Source organism: Actinocatenispora rupis, assembly GCF_016861975.1.
In the GTDB taxonomy this organism is placed as follows: domain Bacteria; phylum Actinomycetota; class Actinomycetes; order Mycobacteriales; family Micromonosporaceae; genus Actinocatenispora; species Actinocatenispora rupis.
Map to the genome: position 1 here is coordinate 31,131 of NZ_BOMB01000008.1, position 19,348 is coordinate 50,478.

Annotated in this window: 17 protein-coding genes; 3 read left to right on the top strand and 14 right to left on the bottom strand. The window is 72.9% G+C overall.

The features are described 5' to 3' along the window. Positions 1-1,752, top strand: a complete 1,752-nt coding sequence (locus Aru02nite_RS06800) for an ABC transporter substrate-binding protein (RefSeq protein ID WP_203655794.1) — start codon at positions 1-3, stop codon at positions 1,750-1,752. A gap of 68 nt (positions 1,753-1,820) precedes the next feature. Here the strand turns inward: Aru02nite_RS06800 and Aru02nite_RS06805 are convergent, their stop codons facing one another. From Aru02nite_RS06805 to deoC, 8 genes are all read right to left on the bottom strand, one after another. Then, complete coding sequence (locus Aru02nite_RS06805) at positions 1,821-2,204, bottom strand: roadblock/LC7 domain-containing protein (protein WP_203655795.1); 384 nt, start codon at positions 2,202-2,204, stop codon at positions 1,821-1,823. Then, a complete protein-coding gene (locus tag Aru02nite_RS06810; protein WP_203655796.1) occupies positions 2,201-4,027 on the bottom strand; it encodes an IS110 family transposase in 1,827 nt (608 codons plus the stop codon). Before Aru02nite_RS06810 ends, Aru02nite_RS06805 begins: the two co-directional genes overlap by 4 nt. Before the next feature lie 51 nt (positions 4,028-4,078). Beyond that, positions 4,079-5,089 (bottom strand): SatS C-terminal domain-containing protein, encoded by a 1,011-nt coding sequence (locus Aru02nite_RS06815; protein ID WP_203655798.1) that lies wholly within the window; start codon positions 5,087-5,089, stop codon positions 4,079-4,081. Positions 5,090-5,146: 57 nt separating this feature from the next. Further along, positions 5,147-5,971 (bottom strand): GNAT family N-acetyltransferase, encoded by an 825-nt coding sequence (locus Aru02nite_RS06820; protein WP_203655800.1) that lies wholly within the window; start codon positions 5,969-5,971, stop codon positions 5,147-5,149. A 52-nt stretch (positions 5,972-6,023) separates the two neighbouring features. Continuing rightward, on the bottom strand, positions 6,024-6,881 hold the full coding sequence (locus Aru02nite_RS06825) for a DUF4261 domain-containing protein (RefSeq protein WP_203655802.1): 858 nt from the start codon (positions 6,879-6,881) through the stop codon (positions 6,024-6,026). Between the two features lie 304 nt (positions 6,882-7,185). Next, positions 7,186-8,085: an aldehyde dehydrogenase family protein gene (locus Aru02nite_RS06830; protein WP_203655804.1), complete on the bottom strand. Its 900-nt coding sequence runs from the start codon at positions 8,083-8,085 to the stop codon at positions 7,186-7,188. Beyond that, complete coding sequence (locus tag Aru02nite_RS06835) at positions 8,075-9,502, bottom strand: aldehyde dehydrogenase family protein (RefSeq protein ID WP_203655806.1); 1,428 nt, start codon at positions 9,500-9,502, stop codon at positions 8,075-8,077. The genes Aru02nite_RS06830 and Aru02nite_RS06835 overlap by 11 nt, the downstream gene beginning before the upstream one ends. A 5-nt stretch (positions 9,503-9,507) precedes the next feature. Further along, a complete protein-coding gene (gene deoC, locus Aru02nite_RS06840; protein WP_203656058.1) occupies positions 9,508-10,461 on the bottom strand; it encodes a deoxyribose-phosphate aldolase in 954 nt (317 codons plus the stop codon). Between the two features lie 72 nt (positions 10,462-10,533). On the opposite strand from deoC, the gene Aru02nite_RS06845 reads away from it, so the two are divergent. Next, a complete protein-coding gene (locus tag Aru02nite_RS06845; RefSeq protein ID WP_203655808.1) occupies positions 10,534-11,451 on the top strand; it encodes a LysR family transcriptional regulator in 918 nt (305 codons plus the stop codon). 289 nt (positions 11,452-11,740) lie between these two features. Here Aru02nite_RS06845 and Aru02nite_RS06850 read toward each other — a convergent pair whose 3' ends face one another. Genes Aru02nite_RS06850 through Aru02nite_RS06870 form a run of 5 tightly spaced genes read right to left on the bottom strand, consistent with a single transcriptional unit; the run spans position 11,741 to position 16,828 of the window. Next, the gene (locus Aru02nite_RS06850) at positions 11,741-12,679 is read right to left on the bottom strand and encodes a serine hydrolase (RefSeq protein WP_203655810.1); all 939 of its coding nucleotides are present in this window, start codon (positions 12,677-12,679) and stop codon (positions 11,741-11,743) included. Beyond that, a complete protein-coding gene (locus tag Aru02nite_RS06855; RefSeq protein ID WP_203655812.1) occupies positions 12,676-14,259 on the bottom strand; it encodes an N-acyl-D-amino-acid deacylase family protein in 1,584 nt (527 codons plus the stop codon). Before Aru02nite_RS06855 ends, Aru02nite_RS06850 begins: the two co-directional genes overlap by 4 nt. Then, positions 14,260-15,036 carry an amino acid ABC transporter ATP-binding protein gene (locus Aru02nite_RS06860; RefSeq protein WP_275408592.1) on the bottom strand — a complete coding sequence of 259 codons (777 nt, stop codon included), beginning with the start codon at positions 15,034-15,036 and terminating at the stop codon, positions 14,260-14,262. Next, positions 15,033-15,962, bottom strand: coding sequence for an amino acid ABC transporter permease (locus Aru02nite_RS06865; RefSeq protein ID WP_203655814.1), 930 nt, complete (start codon positions 15,960-15,962; stop codon positions 15,033-15,035). Before Aru02nite_RS06865 ends, Aru02nite_RS06860 begins: the two co-directional genes overlap by 4 nt. After that, a complete protein-coding gene (locus tag Aru02nite_RS06870; protein ID WP_203655816.1) occupies positions 15,959-16,828 on the bottom strand; it encodes an ABC transporter substrate-binding protein in 870 nt (289 codons plus the stop codon). Before Aru02nite_RS06870 ends, Aru02nite_RS06865 begins: the two co-directional genes overlap by 4 nt. A gap of 157 nt (positions 16,829-16,985) precedes the next feature. On the opposite strand from Aru02nite_RS06870, the gene upp reads away from it, so the two are divergent. Next, the gene (upp, locus tag Aru02nite_RS06875; RefSeq protein WP_203655817.1) at positions 16,986-17,624 is read left to right on the top strand and encodes a uracil phosphoribosyltransferase; all 639 of its coding nucleotides are present in this window, start codon (positions 16,986-16,988) and stop codon (positions 17,622-17,624) included. 42 nt (positions 17,625-17,666) lie between these two features. Here the strand turns inward: upp and Aru02nite_RS06880 are convergent, their stop codons facing one another. Then, positions 17,667-19,337: a phospho-sugar mutase gene (locus tag Aru02nite_RS06880; RefSeq protein WP_203655818.1), complete on the bottom strand. Its 1,671-nt coding sequence runs from the start codon at positions 19,335-19,337 to the stop codon at positions 17,667-17,669. Positions 19,338-19,348: the final 11 nt, after the last annotated feature.

Genomic DNA, 19,348 nt, shown 5'->3' on the forward strand with positions numbered 1-19,348 from the left:
ATGCGACGACGAGCAGCTCTCGCCGCGCTGAGCGCGCTGGTACTGGCCGGTTCGCTGGCCGCGTGCAGCAAGAACACCGGCACGGGTGACGGCGGCGGGAACGAGCACCACAGCGAGCAGACGAGCGCGATCGCGACCGACCCGAAGGACTCGATGGGTCCGGCGGCGGCGGTCAAGGGCGCGACCACCGGCGGCACCTTCCACTACCTGGAGGAGTCCGACTTCGAGCACCTCGACCCGCAGCGGACGTACATCGTCGACGCGATGGCGGTCGAGCACCTGTTCGTGCGTACGCTGACGATGTTCAAGGAGACCGGCGACGGGAAGGTCACGCTGGTCGGCGACCTGGCGAAGACGCCGGGCAAGGACGTCAAGGGCGACTGCCGGCAGTGGCGGTTCACCCTCAAGAGCGGCCTCCGGTACGAGGACGGCTCGCCCATCACCGCCGCCGACGTGGCGTACGGCGTGGCCCGGTCCTTCTCGCCGGACATGAGCGAGGGCCCGACGTACATCCAGAGCTGGCTGACGGGCAGCGACGACTACAACGCGACGTACAAGGGGCCGTACAACGGCGGGGCGAAGGTGCCGCCGGGCGTGACGGTGGACGGCGACGACACCATCACGTTCACGTTCAAGCAGCCGCAGTGCGACATGCCGTTCGCGGCGTCGATGGGCGTCACCGCACCGGTTCCGGCCGCCAAGGACACCGGCACCAAGTACGACCTGCGGCCGTTCGCGTCCGGCCCGTACAAGATCGACAAGTACCTGAAGGGCACGTCGCTGACGCTCGTGCGCAACAAGTACTGGGACGCGAAGACCGACGCGGTGCGCCACGCGTACTACGACACGTTCGTGGCGACCTTCGGTGACAGCGACGTGCAGCAGACCCAGCGGATGATGGCGAGCAACGGCGACGACGCCAACGCCACCATGTACGAGAACGTGCCGGCGGCGTTGCTGCCCAAGGTGCTCGGCGACCCGGCCGTCAAGAAGCGCATGATCCAGGGCCTGTCGCCGTTCGTCAGCTACCTCGCCATCAACACCCAGCGGGTCACCGACCTGAAGGTGCGGCAGGCGCTCAACTACGCGATGGACCGCGGCGCGTACCTCCAGGCCCGCGGCGGCACCATCACCGGCGAGCCGGCCACCGCGATCCTGTCCCCGCTGACCATCGGGTACCAGAAGTACGACCCGTACCCGGGCGGTACGCACGGCGACGTGGCCAAGGCCAAGGAACTCCTCGGCGGCAAGAAGCCCAAGCTCGTGTACGCCTACCGCAACGACTCGAAGAACCAGCCGCTCGCCGCCGTCGTCAAGAACGCGCTGGAGCGCGCCGGCTTCCAGATCGTGCTGCGGCCCATCGACAAGGCCAGCTACTACGACCAGATCGGCGCCAAGAACAACCCGTACGACCTGTACCTCAACACCTGGGGCTTCGACTGGCCGAGCGCCGCGACGGTACTGCCGCCGCTGTTCAACGGCAAGCAGATCCAGCCCAAGGGCAACAAGGACTACTCGTACCTGAACGTGGACGACGTCAACGCGGCCATCGCCACCAACTCCGCGATGCACGCCGACAAGGCCGCGCCCGAGTGGGCCAAGCTCGACAAGACCATCATGACCAAGTACGCCCCGGTCGTGCCGATCATCGCCACCAGCAACGTCACCCTGTCCGGTACCAAGTGCAAGAACGTGGTACTCAGCCACGTGATCGGCACGCCGGTCTTCTACAACGCGTACCTCGCCCGGTAACCGAGTGCGCGACGCGCGGGCCCCGTCCGGTACGCCGGGCGGGGCCCGCGCCGTCCGGGGGCGGCGCGTCAGCTCAGCAGCGGCGCGATCTGCGCGGTGAACTCGGCGATCTCGTACCCGAGGCGCTCGCGGTCGCAGTCCACGACGGCGAGGACGGTCAGGCTCAACTCCGCGCTGACCGGCGTGGCCATGAGTACGCCGGCGGCCATCTCGACGATGGTCTGGCACGGAGCGCCGGCCTCCATGCAGCGGCCGGCGCCGTCGGCGATGGACAGCAGGCCGGCGCCGATGCTGGCGAGCTGCTCCGCCCGCAACGTCGGCAGGCCGGCCGACACTGCGATGGGGACACCTTCGACCGAGGCGAGCACGGCGTGGCTCGCGCCCGGCACCCGGTTGATGAGCGAGACGAGTAGCGGACCCAGGCTGCTGGCTTGCAGGCCGAGTTCGGTCACGGGCGAGCCGCCGGGGTGAACGCGGCCGACGACGCCGCCTGTTCGACCGGCTCGTGTCCCGTGCTCCGCCGTCCCCGTTGCCAGCCGCGGAAGTAGCCGGCGGTCTGCGCCGCGAGCTGCGACGCGTCCCGCGCGATCGGCGCCGGGTCGTTCTCGTCGATCGGGGAACCCGGCACCAGGTTCGCCTGCGGTACGCGACGGGGGAGGCCGCTCTCCGTGTTCTGCCCGACGGACGGCTTGCTGGCGGCCTCGGCGGCCTTCCAGCCCTCGTCCGCCAGGCTGTCCCACTCCATCTCGCCGTGCTCACCGGCGAACCACGCCGAGCGCGCCGCGGCGAAGATGAGCAGCTCCGAGTCGCCCTCACCGACCGGCGGCTCGGACGGCTCGGCCGCCGCCGAACGTCGCGGCTGGTCGTGCGTACGCACCCGGCGGCGGCTGCGCGGCCCGGAGTCGCCGCCGCGGCGCGACCGGGTGGCCGGCTCCGGCAGCGAGGTGACCGACGCGGTGTCCTCCGCCGCGTCCACCGAACGCAGCTGCGGCCGCGGCTCGCCGTCCGCGTCGCCCAGGATCAGCGTCGGCTGGAAGTCCGTCTCGAACTCCAGCTTCGGCGGCTCGGGCTCGCCCGGCAGGGTCGGCCGTTCCACGGTCAGATCGGTGTCGTTGCTGCCGTTCACCGGCGCCGGCTCCGCCGGGGTGAACGTCGGGGCCGGCGGCTCGGCCGGCGCCGACCGCGACTTCTTCGTCTTCGGCTTGGGCCGCAGGTGCAGCGTGCTCTCCTCGACCGGCTCCGCGGCCGCCGCCGGGGGCGGCGCCATGACCGGGCGGGACGGGCGGGCCGGCAGCTTCGGGCCGCGACCCCGGGTCGGCAGCGGCGCCGGGCTGACCGGCCGGTTGCCCGGCGGCGACCACGACGGCTCCCCGGACGGCGGGCGGAACGGGTCGGGTGGCATCGGCAGGTCCGTGGTCGGCGACTCGACCGTCGCCCACTCGCTGGTCACCGCCTCCGCCGCCGGCTCGGCCGGCTCGGGCCGGGCCGTACCGATGCGTTCGGAGACCTCGCGGATGAGGGCGCCCGCGGCCGTGTCGCACGCCAGTACGGCGGCGACGGTCTGCCGGACCGCCGCGCCCACCGACTCCACCGGGTACCGCGGCGGGTCCATGTCGGCGACGGCCTGCCGCAGCGCGGCCAGCGCGTCGGTGGCGTCCGCGTACCCGGCGGTGACGAGGCGGGCCACGACGCTCTCGTCGCGGTCCCGGCTCACCTGCGTCGGGTCGGGCAGCGCGTCGAGCAGCGCGAGCGGGGTCGCCGCGCCCGGATCCGGGAACGCGCGCAGCGCCGCCGGGTACAGCGCGCGCAGCACCTCGCGCAGCGCGGCGACCGCGGCGACCCGGCTCGTCGCCAGCGCCGCGTGCGAACTCAGCGCCGGCCGGAGCGCGTGCAGCTCCGGCGCGGCCGGCTGCGGCAGCGCGACCAGGGTTCCGCCGTACAGCGCGCGGGCCATGGCGACGGCGCGCCGGGCGTCGTCCTGCGCGTCCTGCGGCTCGGCCGCGGCCAGCTTCTCCACCGCCGCCGCGTCCACGAAGCACGCGGTACGGCCGGAGGCGACGACGAGCTGCGGTACCGGTCGGCCCGGCGCGTCGGACGCGACGGGCACGGCGAGCAGACCCGCCGGGTCCGCTCGCTCCGCGAGCAGGCTCAGCAACTCCGCGTAGCCCTCGGCGGTGTCGGCGAACTGTTGGACGGCCGCCACCCGGCCACCGTCGTCGACCACCGCAGCGGTCAGTCGTTCGCCCGCCGCAGCCAGCCCGCAGTACACACGCACGTCAACACCTCCGACGCCGATTCACCGCTCTCGATGCTCCCTGTTCGGGGGTCAGTCGCGCCAGTCCACGGCGGCACTGATCTTCCCGATGATCGTCCGCCACGCGAGCGCTGCCTGTTGTGCCCCGATTTTCTTCGCACGGCGCCGCGCCCGGAACGCGGTCAACCCGCCCTTGGCGACGCCGCGCATCGCCTCGTCCAGGTCGTCCAGCGGGGAGTCCGGCGACAGCGACGTCAACACGGAACCGAGATCCAGCGCGTACGCCAGGTCACGGGCCAGCTCGCCGGCCGAGATGACCAGGTCCTCGTCCCAGCTGTCGTGCCCGCCGCGCAGGTTCGCCACCAACAGATCCAGCTCGTACCGGTCCTCGTCGGTCGGTACGACGTGGTCGGCCTCGATGCCGTCGGCGAGCGCGTCGGCGGTGTCGATGCCGCGCAGCGTGTGCGGCGCGTCCGACCGTACGAAGTCGGCGAGGCCCGCCGGCGTACGGAAGAGCAGGAGCTTGCCGCCCTGGGCGAGGAACACGGGCACCTCGTCCGGGCCCTCGGGCTCCTCGTCCTCCTCCTCGTCCTCCTCCTCGGCGTCCTCGTCCTCGGAGTCGTCCTCGTCGGAGTCGGCCTTGTCGGAGTCGCCGCCCTCGTCCTCGGACGTGTCGTCGTCGGCCTCGTCGGACTTCGACTCGTCCACGGACTCCTCGGCGTCCGCGGTGGCCGCGTCCTCCTCGGCCGGCTCCTCGCGCTCCGGCCCGGCGCCCTCGACCTCCGAGACCTCCGCCGGCCCCCGGTACGCCCGCAGCGTGTACCCCACGCCCGCGGGCAGCGCGATCTCGATCGGGTCGACCCGTACGTCCGCCCAGAAGGCGTCCGCCTCGGCCGTACGCTCCGGTGTCGACTCGTCGTCCCCGTCCGCCGGGTCGTCCGACTCGTCGGCGGGGTCGTCCGCGGCGTCGTCGGTGTCGTCCGGCTCGACGTCGGTCGGCTCGGAGCGCTCCGCCGACTCGGCGTCGGACGACTCGTTGTCGGACGGTACGTCCGACTCGTGTTCGGCGCGGTGGCGAGCCACGGCGTCCTCCGTTTCATGCCCGGTCCCCGGGCAACGTGTGCGACAGTGTGTCGGCGCTCAGCCCGGGACCGCAGCCGGCTGGTCCGGCCCGCCGGACGGTCGTGGCTGAGCGGCCCCGGCACCGGCCCGGTCGAACCGGTGCGCGTGACCCAACGAATAGAACCCTAGACGCCGGTACAGCCCGACCGGGCCGTCGTCCGGATCGACGCGCAGGAAGGTCAGGTCGCAGCCGGCCGCGGCGGCCCGGCGTACCCCGGCGGCCAGCAGCGCCGCCGCGTACCCGCGCCGCCGGTACGCCGGGCGGGTGAGCACGTCCTCGATCTGGGCGACGCCGTCGGACGGCGACAGGTAGAGCTCGCACCAGGCGCACGGGGTGCCGTCCGGCCCGGTCACCGCCAGGAACACGGTGCCCGGCGGGCGACGCGTCCGCTGCCCGGTGAGCTGCTCGTACGCCGTGTCGGACAGTCCCGGCACGCTCTCCCGCCAGGCCCGCTCGACCGGCCCGAGCAGCGCGTCCAGCCCGACGGCCGCGACCGGAGCCGGCATCGGCGGGTCCGGCGCCCCGCCGTACGACATGAGCAGCTCGCGACCCGCCTCGTACCCGGCGGCCGTGAAACCCGCGACCAGCTCGCCGTCCGCCGGCCCGTCCACCGAGACCACCCGGTACGCCAGCCCGGCCGTACCGAGGACGTCGTCGGCGGTGGCGACCAGCTCGGCGGCCGTCGCCGGGCCGGTAACGTGCAGCCGGTTCAGGTCCCGCACCACCGGGTACGCCGGGTCGAGCGTGACGAACCCACCGGGTACGTCGACCACCGAGGCCGCCTGGCGCCGGGCCACGGCGTGCCCGAACGCGACGGCGCGGGCGTACTCGGAGTCGGTCACGGCTGCCGAGCTTAGAGGTCCACGGCCACCGGCCTGCCGCCGGACCGAGCCGTCACACGTCGTACCCGGGGCCGGGGTCGAGGTCGACGACCGGACGCAGCGGGGGAACGGTGGCGGTGCGGCGGCTGGGCACGAACTGCTGGTCGGCCGACAGCCCCGGCACCGGGCTGCCCGGCCGCAGCACGTCACCGTGCTTGCACACGTACTCGGCCAGCTCGAACAGCAGGTCGCCGAGCCGGTCCGGGTCCAGGTTGCGGGACTGGCACTGGATGTCGGGCAGCCCGAGCGTGTGCAGCCCGAGCGTGTCGGTCATGGTCACGCTCGGATCGTGGACCGACCGGAACATCCGCACGTTGACCACCCCGGTCAGCGGATGCGCGACCAGCGCGCCCGGCGGCAGTGCCTGCTGGCTCGCCGGCCACCACGTCGCCAGCGGCCGTACCGTCGCGATGATCGCGTCCAGTACCGCGCGGAACACGTGCACCCGCTCGGTGCTGTCCCGGCCGCGACCGATGAGCTGACTGATCGTGATCAGGTACCGGCAGCGGTCCAGGCTCGCGGCGGCGTCCGGCCAGTGCCACGACTGGCTCAGGTCCCGCTCCTCCGCCCGGTCGTCCGCCGCGAACGTCATCGCCGACAGCAACAGATCCGTCCGGTACGAGTCGCGCTCGGTGAACGGGTGGTGTTCGGGCGGCAGGCCGAGGATGTCGGCCGGATCCGGCCGGTACGGCGCCGCCGGGTCCGCCCGCTCGTGCCGGAGCAGCACGTTGCTCGGACCGGCCCACACCAGCGTCGTGCCGGGCAGCGCGGACCGGATCCGTACGGTCAGCGCCCGCGGGTCGATGCTGGGCGGATCCGGGTAGCAGAGATCCACTGCAAGTATCGGTGCAGGCTCCGGGGGGAGGGCCACCTGCGACATCTTGGCACGAGATCATGTGTGTGCGTACCCGCTGCACCCAGTGATATCGATCGATGTCTCAGTGGTCGGTCCAAAGCGGCGGGTCGCGGGCGCCCGCGCGGGCCCGGCCGTACGCGGGTCGGTGCTGGTCGGCGCGTCGTCGACCGCTCGCCGACCCGGCCGTACGCCCCGCCCGGCCGTCCCGCCGGAGCTGACGGCGGCGCCCCGGCACGTCCCCAGCGGTCCGACCGTCGCCCGGACACGCCACCGACCCGCCGTACCGGTGGGCCGGCGGGTCGGCGGTGCCGGGCGCGGGTCAGACGCCGCGCGGGTGCCAGACGGTCTTCGTCTCGACGAACGCGGCCAGCCGGCCGAGGCCCGGCTCGGCACGCCAGTCGTCCGCCGCCGGTCGTACCACCCGCTTGAGGTTCTCGGCGGCGAGCCGCTCCAGCTCGGCGGCCTGCCCGGCGTCCGCCACGCCGGCCAGGTCGAGCGCGTTCACGTCGGCGTGTCCGGCGAGCCACGGCGCGGTCTCGGCGGCCGAACCGGTCAGCAGGTTGACGACGCCGCCGGGCAGGTCGGACGTGGCCAGTACCTCGGCCAGCGTGATTGCCGGCAGCGGGTGCCGCTCGCTCGCCAGTACGACGACGGTGTTGCCGGTGACGATCGCCGGCGCGACCACCGACACCAGCGCGAGCAGCGGCTCGGCCGGTGCGACGATGCCGACCACGCCGGTCGGCTCCGGCGACGACAGGTTGAAGTACGGCCCGGCGACGGGGTTGGCGTTGCCGAGCACCTGCGCGTACTTGTCGGCCCAGCCCGCGTACCAGACCCAGCGGTCGATCGCGGCGTCCACTGTGGACAGTGCGGCGGCGGTCGGCTCGCCCGTGCCGGCCGCGACCTCGTCCGCGAACTGCGCGCGGCGGCCCTCCAGCATCTCCGCGATCCGGTACAGGATCTGGCCCCGGTTGTACGCCGTGGCGCCGGACCAGCCGCCGAACGCCTTCCGCGCCGCCTGCACCGCGTCGCGCACGTCCTTGCGGGACGCCAGCGCCGCGTTGGCCAGGAACCCGCCGTCCGCGCCCTGCACCGGGTACGACCTCCCCGACTCGCTGCGCGGGAACTTCCCGCCCACGAACAGCTTGTACGTCTTGCGTACGGCCAACCGTACGGGCGCGTCGGGCGTGCGGTCGGCGCGCTTCTGCTTAGCCGGCAAGGTACGCCTCCAGACCCTGGCGACCGCCCTCGCGGCCGTAACCGGACTCCTTGAACCCGCCGAACGGGCTGGTCGGGTCGAACTTGTTGAACGTGTTGGCCCACACCACCCCGGCGCGCAGCCTCTCCGCCGCCCACAGGATCCGCGAACCCTTCTCCGTCCAGATCCCCGCGGACAGCCCGTACGGCGTGTTGTTCGCCTTCTCGATCGCCTCTGCCGGCGTGCGGAACGTCAGGACCGACAGCACCGGGCCGAAGATCTCCTCGCGGGCGATCCGGTGCGCCTGCGTGACGCCGGTGAAGATGGTCGGCGCGAACCAGAAACCCCGCTCCGGCAGGACGCAGGGCGCGCTCCACCGCTCGGCGCCCTCCTCCTCACCGATCCCCGCGAGCGTACGGATCCGGGCCAGCTGCTCGGCCGAGTTGATCGCGCCGACGTCGGTGTTCTTGTCCAGCGGGTCGCCGACCCGCAGCGTCGCCATCCGCCGCTTCAACCGGTCGAGTACCTCGTCGGCGACGGACTCCTGCACCAGCAACCGGGAACCCGCGCAGCAGACGTGCCCCTGGTTGAAGAAGATGCCGTTGACGATGCCCTCGACCGCCTGGTCCAGCGCGGCGTCGTCGAACACGATGTTCGCCGCCTTGCCGCCCAGCTCCAGCGTCACCCGCTTCGACGTCCCGGCCACCGACCTCGCGATCTGCCGGCCCACCTCCGTCGAGCCGGTGAACGCGACCTTGTCGACGCCGGCGTGCTCGACCAGCGTCCGGCCGGTGTCGCCGGCACCCGTGACGATGTTGACCACGCCCGGCGGCAGGTCCGCCTGCTGGCAGATCTCCGCGAACACCAGCGCCGTCAGCGGCGTCGTCTCCGCCGGCTTCAGCACGACCGTGTTGCCCGCGGCGAGCGCCGGCGCGATCTTCCACGCCAGCATCAGAAGCGGAAAGTTCCACGGGATGACCTGCGCGGCAACGCCGAGCGGCGTCGTGCCGAACCCGGCGTACGCGAGCTTGTCGGCCCAGCCGGCGTAGTAGAAGAAGTGCGCGGCGACCAGCGGGATGTCCACGTCGCGCGACTCGCGGATCGGCTTGCCGTTGTCGATCGACTCCAGTACGGCCAGCTCGCGCGCCCGCTCCTGCACGATCCGCGCGATCCGGAACAGGTACTTGGCGCGCTCGGCGCCCGGCATCCGCCCCCAGACCTTCTCGTACGCCCGGCGGGCGGCGGCCACCGCCTTGTCCACATCGGCCGGTCCGGCCTGCGCGACCTCGGCGAGCACCTCCTCGCTCGCCGGGTCGACCGTCTTCATCGGCTCGCCGTCCACCGCGGCCACGAACGCGCCGTCGATGAACAGCCCGTACTCCGGGCGGATGTCCACGACGGACCGGGACTCCGGCGCGGGTGCGTACTCGAATGCCATGGCGATCAGTCCAGGGTGAAGTAGTCGGGGCCGGCGTAGCGGCCGGTCGCCATCTTGGCGCGCTGCATGAGCAGATCGTTCAGCAGGGACGAGGCGCCGAACCGGAACCACCGCGGGTCCAGCCAGTCCTCGCCGACGGTCTCGTTGATGAGCACCAGGTAGCGGATCGCGTCCTTCGCGGTACGGATCCCGCCCGCCGGCTTCACGCCGACCTGCCGACCCGTACGGTCCCGGAAGTCGCGCACCGCCTCCAACATGACCAGCGTGACCGGCAGCGTCGCCGCCGGCGCCACCTTGCCCGTCGACGTCTTGATGAAGTCGCCACCCGCCAGCATCGCCAGCCACGACGCCCGACGCACGTTGTCGTACGTCACCAGCTCGCCGGTCTCCAGGATCACCTTCAGGTGCGCGTCCCCGCACGCCTCCTTCACCGCGACGATCTGCCGGAACACCTCCTCGTACCGCCCGGCGAGGAACGCGCCGCGGTCGATCACCATGTCGACCTCGTCCGCACCCGCCGCCACCGCCGCCCGTACGTCGTCCAGCTTCACCGCCAGCGGCGCCTGCCCCGACGGGAACGCCGTCGCCACACTCGCCACGTGTACGCCCGAGCCACGCAGCTGCGCCACCGCCGTCGGCACCAGCGTCGGGTACACGCAGACCGCGGCGACCGGCGGGCAGCCCGGATCCGCCGGGTCCGGCCGCATCGCCTTCGCGCACAACGCCCGCACCTTGCCGGGGGTGTCCGCACCCTCCAACGTCGTCAGATCGACCATGCGTACCGCGAGGTCCAGGGCCCACTGCTTGGCCGTCGTCTTGATGGACCGGGTGGCCAGGGTCGCGGCCCGCTGCTCCGCGCCGACCTGATCCACCCCGGGCAGACCGGACAGGAACGTCCGCAACGCCTCCGGCGATCCGGCCAACTCCGCGGCAAGCCGCTCGGCCTCGTGCGTCTCCATCGACGCCGATCTCGTCATGCGGGCGAGTCTAGCGGCCTCGCCGTACAGCGGAATCGCCGCGATAATCACCGAGTGTTAAGTAGCAGACGGCTCCAGGTCCTCCTGGAAATCTTCCGAACGGGCAGCATCGCCGGCGCCGCCCGGGTGCTGAGGATGTCCCCGTCCGCGGTGTCGCACCAGCTCACGCAGCTCGAACGGGACACCGGAGTCGGCCTCGTCGAACGCGGCGCGCAGAGCCTCCGGCTCACCGACGCCGGACTGCGACTCGCCCGCCGAGCACAGTCCGTACTGGACCTGATCGAGGCCGCCGAGCACGACCTCATGGTGCAGGCACGGGTCGATTCCGGACAACTGCGGATCGGCTTCTTCGCCTCCGCCGGGTACCGGCTGCTGCCCCTCACCCTGTCCCGCTACAGCGACCGCCACCCCGGAGTCGACCTCGACCTCGTCTTCGGCCAACCCCACGAACTCCTGCCCAGCCTCGAACGCGGCGCCCTCGACGTCCTCGTCGTCTTCGAACAGGCCCTCGACCCGTGGCGCGCCCCCGACGGCGTCGACGTCACCTACCTGTTCACCGAACCGCACATGCTCGTCGTCCCCGAACGACACCCGCTCGCCCACCGCGTCCGCGTACGCCTCGCCGAACTCGCCGACGAACCCTGGATCACCACGTACGGCGGCGCCACCCCCGTCTCCGTACTCGAACGGGCCAGCGCCATCGAAGGCTTCACCCCCCGCATCCGCTGCCGCAGCGACCACTACGAAGTCACCCTCGGACTCGTCCGCGCCGGACTCGGCGTCGCCCTCGTACCCAGCCTCGGACTCGAAGGCGCCGCCGGCGTCGCCCGCTGCCGCCTCGACAACCCGCACCTGTACCGGCGCGTCGGTGTCGCCGTACGGCCCACGAACCCCAACCCGGCGCTCGCGTCGTTCCTCGGGCATCTGAAGAGCGCGGCGGCCCAGGTACGGGCGTCGCTGGCGCGCCAGTGAGTCTCGGTTGCATTTGGCAACTGTTCAATTGTCCAATTGTGTCATTGTTCAACTGTTCAACAATTGGACAGTTGAACAATTGGACAACCAATCAGCGGACCAATTCCGCACCGCACTCGTCACCCACGCCCGCCGCCGATCGCCCCACCGCACACCCCGTGCCGCCGATCACCCCGCCGCGTGCCCGATGCGCGCCGCCCAACGGCCCCGCCGACCGGCCACCGCCGCCGACCGCCCACCGCGTCCCCGATGCGCACCCGAACCGCCACGCCAAGCGCCCACTCCCGGCTCACCCGAGCCAGCCGCCCGCATGCCGGGCGAGCGCCAACCCCGTCTCCCGCAACGCCCCGACCAGTCCCGGTTCGGTACCGGCTTCTCCGACGGCGATCACCGCGTACCCGATGCGCCGGCTGGCGACGAGTACCCCCACCTCGGCGCGTACTCCGGTGTCGGTGCCGGTCTTGGCGGCGATCCACACGTCGCCGGGCGCCGCGGCGTCGGGTACGCCGTCGTCGTACGGGTCGTGGGGCAGGAGTGCGGGGACGAGCGTGTGGTCGGTGTTGCCGCGCAACCACCGCAGTACGAGGGCGGAGGCGCCGGGGGACCACAGGGTGCCGGCGCCGGCGCGGGCGGCGAGTGCGGCGAGGTCGCCGGCGGTACCGAGGGCGAAGGTCGGCGGGTCGGTGGGGCCGCGGGTGTCGCGGATCCGGTCGAGCAGCGTGGTGTCGTGGACGCCGAGTTCGGCGGCGCCGGCGTTGACGGTGTCGCGGCCGATGCGGCGCAGCAGCGCGTTGGTGGCGGTGTTGTCGCTGACGGCGGCGACGAGGACGGCGAGGTCGCCGACGGGCCAGCGGCGCGCGGTGAGTGCGGCGAGCAGCCCGGTGCCGCCGCACACGTCCTCGGGCCGTACGTCGACGGTCTCGGCCGGGTCGAGTGTGCCGGCGTCGATCTGCCGCGCGGTTTCGGCGAGCAGCAACACCTTCCCGGTACTCGCCAGCGGCAGCCGTACGTCGTCGGCGTGCCCGTACGTGATGCCGTCCCCGCGTACGGCAACGGCGAGGGTGCCGGGCCCCCGCCGCGCCACGGCCCGTACCGCGGCGTCGAGTACCCGGTTCGCGCTGGTGGTTGCGCCGGCCTCGGGGCAACCGGATCCGTGCACCACTCCCGCGTCGGGCACCGCGTCGACGCCTTCGGCGTCGGTGGGGCGACGGTTTGCGGGGGTGGTCATGTGGCGAGCACCGTGCCGGGGCGTACGCCGGTGTCGGTGGTGTCGCGGACGACGGGGCGGCCGGCGACGAGGACGTGCCGGACGCCGGTGGGGGCGAGCAGCGGTTCGGCGTACGTGGCGCGGTCGGTGACGGTGTCGGGGTCGAACACCACGAGGTCGGCGTGCGCGCCGGTACGGACGACGCCGCGGTCGGTGAGCCCGAACCGGGCCGCCGGGTACCCGGTCATCTTGTGCACGGCGGTGTGCAGGGGGAGCAGGCCGAGGTCGCGGGTGTAGCGGCCGAGGACCCGGGCGAACGTGCCGGCCCAGCGCGGGTGCGGGTGTCCCGGTTTCGGTACGCCGTCGGAGCCGATCATGGACAGCGGGCTGGCGAGCACCCGGCGTACGTCGTCCTCGCGCATCGAGTGGCTGATGATGGTGACCTGGCCGTGGTCGGCGAGGAGCAGGTCGGCGACGACGTCGAGGGGGTCGCGGCCGCCGACGAGTTCGGCGACGGTACGGCCCTCGGCGGTGGGGTTGGACGGGGCGCACGCGATCGAGATGCGGTCCCAGCCGCCGTTGCCCACGGTGTTCTCCCACCCGGGTACGCCGCGGTCGATGTCGGCGGCCATCCTGTTGCGCTGCAAGGGATCGGCGAGCCGGGCGGTGAGCGCGTCGATGCCGCCGGCGTTCGCCCACGGCGGCAGCATGGCGGTCAGCGAGGTGCTCGCCGCGTCGTACGGGTAGACGTCGCAGGTGAGGTCCATGCCGCCGGCGCGCAGGGCGGTGAGCCGGGCGAGCGTGGTCTCGGTCCGGCCCCAGGCGTACTTCCCGGCGGTCTTGTGGTGGGAGACGTGCAGCGGGGCGCCCGAGTCGCGGGCGATGCCGATCGCCTCGTCGAGCGCCTCCTCGACGCGGGACATCTCGTCGCGCAGGTGCGTCACGTACGGCTTGGCGTGCCGGGCGGCGACCCGGGCGAGCGCGGTGACCTCGGCCGTACCGCCGAAGCTGCCGGGGGTGTAGATGAGTCCGGTGGACAGGCCGGCGGCGCCCTGCCCGAGCGACCGGTCGAGCAGGTCGCACATGGTGGCGAGTTCGGCGTCGGTGGCGGGCCGGTCGTCGTAGCCGACGACGCCGGCGCGCAGCGTCCCGTGCCCGACGAGCGACGCGAGGTGGTTGGCCCGCCCCCGCATCCGGTACGCCGCGGCGAAGTCGGCGAAGTCCGCCGCCACCGGCGCGTCCCCGCCGAACGTGGCCGCGGACTGCCGCCGTACCGCGGGCAGCCGTTCGGGGAGTCCGGGGAACAGGCTGGATCCGCAGTTGCCGCAGATCTCGGTGGTCACACCCTGCCGTACGGCGGCCATGGCCAGCTCGTGCCCGTCCGGCGCGAGCAGCCCGACCGCGTCGGAATGCGTGTGCACGTCGACGAATCCGGGCGCCACGACCGCACCGGCCGCGTCCAGGGTGTCGGCCGCGGTCGCGGGTTCACCGGGCGGCAGCACCACGATCCGCCCCTCGCGTACGCCGACGTCGGCGCGCCGCGGCGGGGTGTCCGTACCGTCGGCGACGAGTCCACCGCGGACGACCAGGTCGAGGCGCATTCAGAGCACCTGCCCGAGGAACGCGCGGGTCCGCTCGTGCCGGGGCTCGGCGAGCACCTCCCGCGGTACGCCCTGCTCGACGATCGCGCCGTCGTCCATGAACACCAGGTGGTCGCCGACCTCGCGGGCGAAGTTCATCTCGTGGGTCACGACGATCATCGTCATGCCGCCCTCGGCCAGGTCGCGCATCACCGCGAGTACCTCCTGGACGAGTTCGGGGTCGAGGGCGCTGGTCGGCTCGTCGAACAGCATGATCTTCGGCCGCATCGCCAGGCTGCGCGCGATGGCCACCCGCTGCTGCTGCCCGCCGGACAGCTGCGCCGGGTAGTGGTGCGCGCGGTCGGCGAGGCCGACCCGCTCCAGGAGTTCGGCGGCGAGGTCGCGGGCCTGGCGCTTTCCCATGCCCTGTACGGTGACCGGCCCCTCCGCCACGTTCTCCGCCGCCGTACGGTGCGGGAAGAGGTGGAACCGCTGGAACACCATGCCGATCTTCGCGCGCTGCCGGTTCAGCTCGCGCGGCGGCAGCGCGTGCAGCCGCCCGCCGACCTCGCGGTACCCGATGAGTTCGCCGTCGACCCAGATCCGGCCGGCGTCGATGGTCTCCAGCCGGTTGACGCACCGCAGCAGCGTCGACTTGCCCGACCCGGACGGCCCGATCACGCACACCACCCCGCTGTCCGGTACGTCGAGGCTCACGCCCCGGAGTACCTCCAGCGGGCCGAAACGCTTGCGTACGGAGCGGATCCGTACCATCGGCTCGGCCGTGGCGGTGCTCATACGAGTCGCTCCCGTCGGGTGAAGGGCAGCAGGTTGCGGCCGATCCGCCGGGGCAGCCCGCCGTGCCCCCGGTTGAAGCGCTTCTCGACGAAGTGCTGGCCGACGCTGGCGATCGTGGTGAGCAGCAGGTACCAGACGGACGCGACGATCAGCAGCGCGATCACCTCGAAGTTGTCCAGGTAGATGTGCTGGGCGACGGTGAGCAGGTCGGCGCCGGCGATGACGGACACCATCGACGTGGTCTTCAGCATCGAGATGAACTGGTTGCCCGTCGGCGGGATGATCACCCGCATCGCCTGCGGGAGTACGACGCGGCGCAGCACCTGCGCGTGCGACATGCCGAGCGCCTCGGCGGCCTCGCGCTGTCCCGGGTCGACGGCGTTGATGCCGGCCCGCACGATCTCCGACATGTACGCGCCCTCGTTGATGGTCAGCCCGAGCAGCCCGGCCACGAACGGGGTGATCAGCGCGTTCGTCTGCCACTCGACGAGTTTCGGCCCGCCGAACGGGATCCCGATGCCGATCTGCGGGAACACCAGCGCGAAGTTGAACCAGAAGATGAGCTGCACGAGCAGCGGCGTACCGCGGAAGAACCAGGTGTACAGGGACGCGGCGCCGCGCAGGACGACGTTGCCGGACAGCTGCATGACGGCGGTGAGCACGCCGAGCAGTACGCCGACGGTCATGGACACCACGGTCAGCGCGATCGTCACCCACAGCCCGGTCAGGATCCGGTGGTCGAACTGGTTGCCGACCACCACGTCCCAGTGCAGGTTCGGGCTCACGATGATCGTGTACGCCAGCCACGCCAGGAACAGCGTCGCCGCGGCCGCCGCCACCCACCGGCCCGGCCGCACCGTCCGCGCCGGTACGACGGGCAGCTCGGCGGCGTCGTCCTCGGCCGGGAGTACGCCCGCGGTACTCATGCGGTGGCGTTGACGGTGATGGACTTCGGCGCGTTCGCGGTCACGCCGTACGTGCCGAGCAGCTTCGCGTAGCTGCCGTCGGCGAGCATCTCCTGCATCGCCTTCTGTACCGCGTCGCGCAGCCCGCCGTTCCGCTTGTCCACGGCGATGCCCCACGGCCCCGCGTCGTACTGCGCCTCCAACAGCTCGTACTTGCCGCCCTTCGCGTACTGGACGCCCGCGGGGTGGTCGACGATCGTGGCGACGGCGCGGCCGGTGTCGATCTGGAGCAGCCCGGTCGGCGCGTCCTCGCTCTGCGCGATCTGCATCTTGGTGGCGCACTTGGTGTTCTGCCGCTGCCCGATGGCGAGGTTGGAACTGCCCTTGGCGAGGACGATCTTCTTGCCGCACAGGTCGGCCAGCGTACGGATGTGCGCCGGGTTGCCCTTCGCGACCATGATCGAACCGCCGGCCTGGAAGTAGTCGACGAAGTCGACCGCCTTGCGCCGTTCGGCGGTGTCGGACAGCGACGACATGGCCAGGTCCCAGCGGCCGCCCTGGATGCCGGGGATCAGCCCGTCGAACGCGGCGTTCGTGATCTCCAGCTTCAGCCCCAGCTTGGCCGCGATCGCCTTCGCCAGGTCCGGGTCGACCCCGGTCAGCGTCCGCGTGCCCGGCTTGTACATCTCCATCGGCGGGTACCCCTCGGAGGTCACCACCTTGAGCACCCCGGCCTGCTTGTACCGGGCGGGCAGCAGGTCCCGCGCGCTCTTCGCCGCCGCCACCTTCGCCTTGTCGCTGCCGCTCGACGCCGAGGTGGACCGGCCGCAGCCGGCGAGCGCGACCACCAGGACCATCCCGACCGCGAGCACGCTGTGCCGTCGCATTCCGGTTCCCCTTCCGTAGGCCGGTGCGAAATTGGCAGTCATCGTGGCAGCGGCCACTCCCGCCGCGACCGGTCGTGCACGCGCGCGGGGCTCAGCGTCGAAGACTTCGACGCTGCCGGCCCGGTGCCGCCCGGACCGATCGGTTAGGTTGTCGGGCGTGGATGTCACCGTGGTCGACCACCCGCTCGCCGCCGCCCGCCTCACCGCCATGCGGGACGTACTGACCGAGCCCGGTGCGTTCCGCGCCGCGCTCGGCGAGCTGACCACGATGCTCGTGTACGAGGCGACCCGTGACCTGCCCGTCGAGCGCTACGACATCAACACCCCGGTCTCACCCACCGAGGGCGTACGGGTCGCGGTGCCGCCCCTGCTCGTCCCCGTACTCCGGGCCGGTCTCGGCATGGCGGACCCGGCGCTCGGCCTGCTGCCCGAGTCGTCCATGGGCTTCGTCGGCCTGGCGCGCGACGAGAAGACGTTCGAGCCGCGGGCGTACCTGGAGTCGCTGCCGACGGACCTGACCGACCGTCCGGTCATCGTGCTCGACCCGATGGTCGCCACCGGCGGCTCGCTCGAACACTGCTGCCGGCTCATCGCCGACCGCGGCTGCACCGACATCACCGTCGTCTGCGTCCTCGCCGCGCCGGAGGGCATCGACCGGCTGGCCGCCGCCGGCCTGCCGTTGCGCCTGGTCACGGCCTCGATCGACGAGCGGCTGAACGACCGGAAGTTCATCGTCCCGGGGCTCGGCGACGCGGGCGACCGTCAGTTCGGCGGGATGCCCCGCTTCTCCGCCTGACCCGCCGAGCCCGCTCTCACACCGGTACGCCCAGCGCGGCTCTCACCCCGGTACGCCCAGGGCCGCGGCGATCTCCGCCCGCAGCGTCGCCAGCGGCCCCGCCGGCTCGTCGTCCGCCGCGACCACGACCTCCAGGTACGCCTTCAGCTTGGGCTCGGTACCGGACGGCCGGATCACCGCGCGCAGCCCGTCGGCGGTCAGCGTGAGGACGTCCGCGTCGGGCTGCCGGTCGGTGACGGTGACCGGGCGGCCGAGCAGCGTCGCCGGCGGGGTGGCGCGGACCCGGGCCATCATGGTGCCGATCGCGGACAGGTCCGTCACCCGTACCGAGAGCTGGTCCGTGCCGTACCGGCCGAACTCGGTGGCCAGCTCGGCGAGCCGGTCGACGAGCGTGCGGCCCTCGGCGCGGAGTCCGGCGGCCAGTTCGGCGACGACCAGCGCAGCCGTGATCCCGTCCTTGTCGCGTACGTGACCGGGCGACACCGCGTACCCCAGCGCCTCCTCGTACCCGAAGGTCAGGCCGGAACCGGCGCGGACGATCCACTTGAACCCGGTCAACGTCTCCGCGTACGGCAGGTCGCGGGCGGCGCAGAGCGCGCGCAGCAGCGTGGACGACACGATGGTCGTCGCGTACAGCCCGCGGGCGCCGCGGCGCATCAGGTGGTCGGCGAGCAGTACGCCGACCTCGTCGCCGCGCAGCATCCGCCAGCCGGCCGGCTTGTCCGCGGGTTCGCCGGTGGCCGGGTCGGGCACCGCGACGGCGCACCGGTCGGCGTCCGGGTCGTTCGCGATCACCAGGTCGGCGCCGGCGGCCGCGCCCAACGCCGCGGCCAGGTCGATCGCACCCGGCTCCTCCGGGTTGGGGAACGCCACGGTCGGGAAGTCCGGGTCCGGCTCGGCCTGCTCGGGCACCACCGCCGGCACCGCGAACCCGGCCCGCCGGAAGGCCTCGACCAGCACCGCCCCACCGACCCCGTGCATCGGCGTGTACGCCACGCCCAGCTCGCGCGGCCCGCCCGGCGCCACGACCGCGACCGCACCGGCCAGGTACCCGTCGAGCACGTCGTCGCCGAGGATCTCGCCGGCCGACCCGAGCGGTACGTCGGCCAGCGGGCCGACCGCGCGGATCGCCGCCTCGATGCCGGCGTCCGCGGGCGGCACGATCTGCGCGCCAGCGCCCAGCTCACCGCCCAGCCCGGCCCCCAGATACACCTTGTACCCGTTGTCGCGGGGCGGGTTGTGGCTGGCGGTGACCATCACGCCGGCGGCGGCGTCCAGCGCGCGCACCGCGTACGCCAGGACGGGGGTGGGGAGCGGGCGGGGGAGGACCAGCGCCCGGCGGCCCGCGCCGGTCGCCACCCGGGCGGTCTCCGTGGCGAACTCGCGCGAGCCGTGGCGCGCGTCGTAGCCGATGACCACCGGGCCCTCGCCGCCCTGCGCGTCCAGCCAGCGGACCAGACCGGCCGCCGCCGCGCGGACCACCGCGAGGTTCATCCCGTTGGGGCCGGCGCGCAGCGGGCCGCGCAACCCGGCCGTACCGAACGTGAGCGGGCCGGCGAACCGGTCCGCCAGCTCACCGGCGGTGTCCGGCAACCCGTCCAGTACGGCCCGCAGCTCGTCCCGGCTCGCCGGGTCCGGGTCGTCGGCGATCCACGCCTCGGCGCGCGCCCGCAGTACCTCGTCGTCCGCAGTCACCGCACCATCCTGCCCCATCGGCGCGGCGG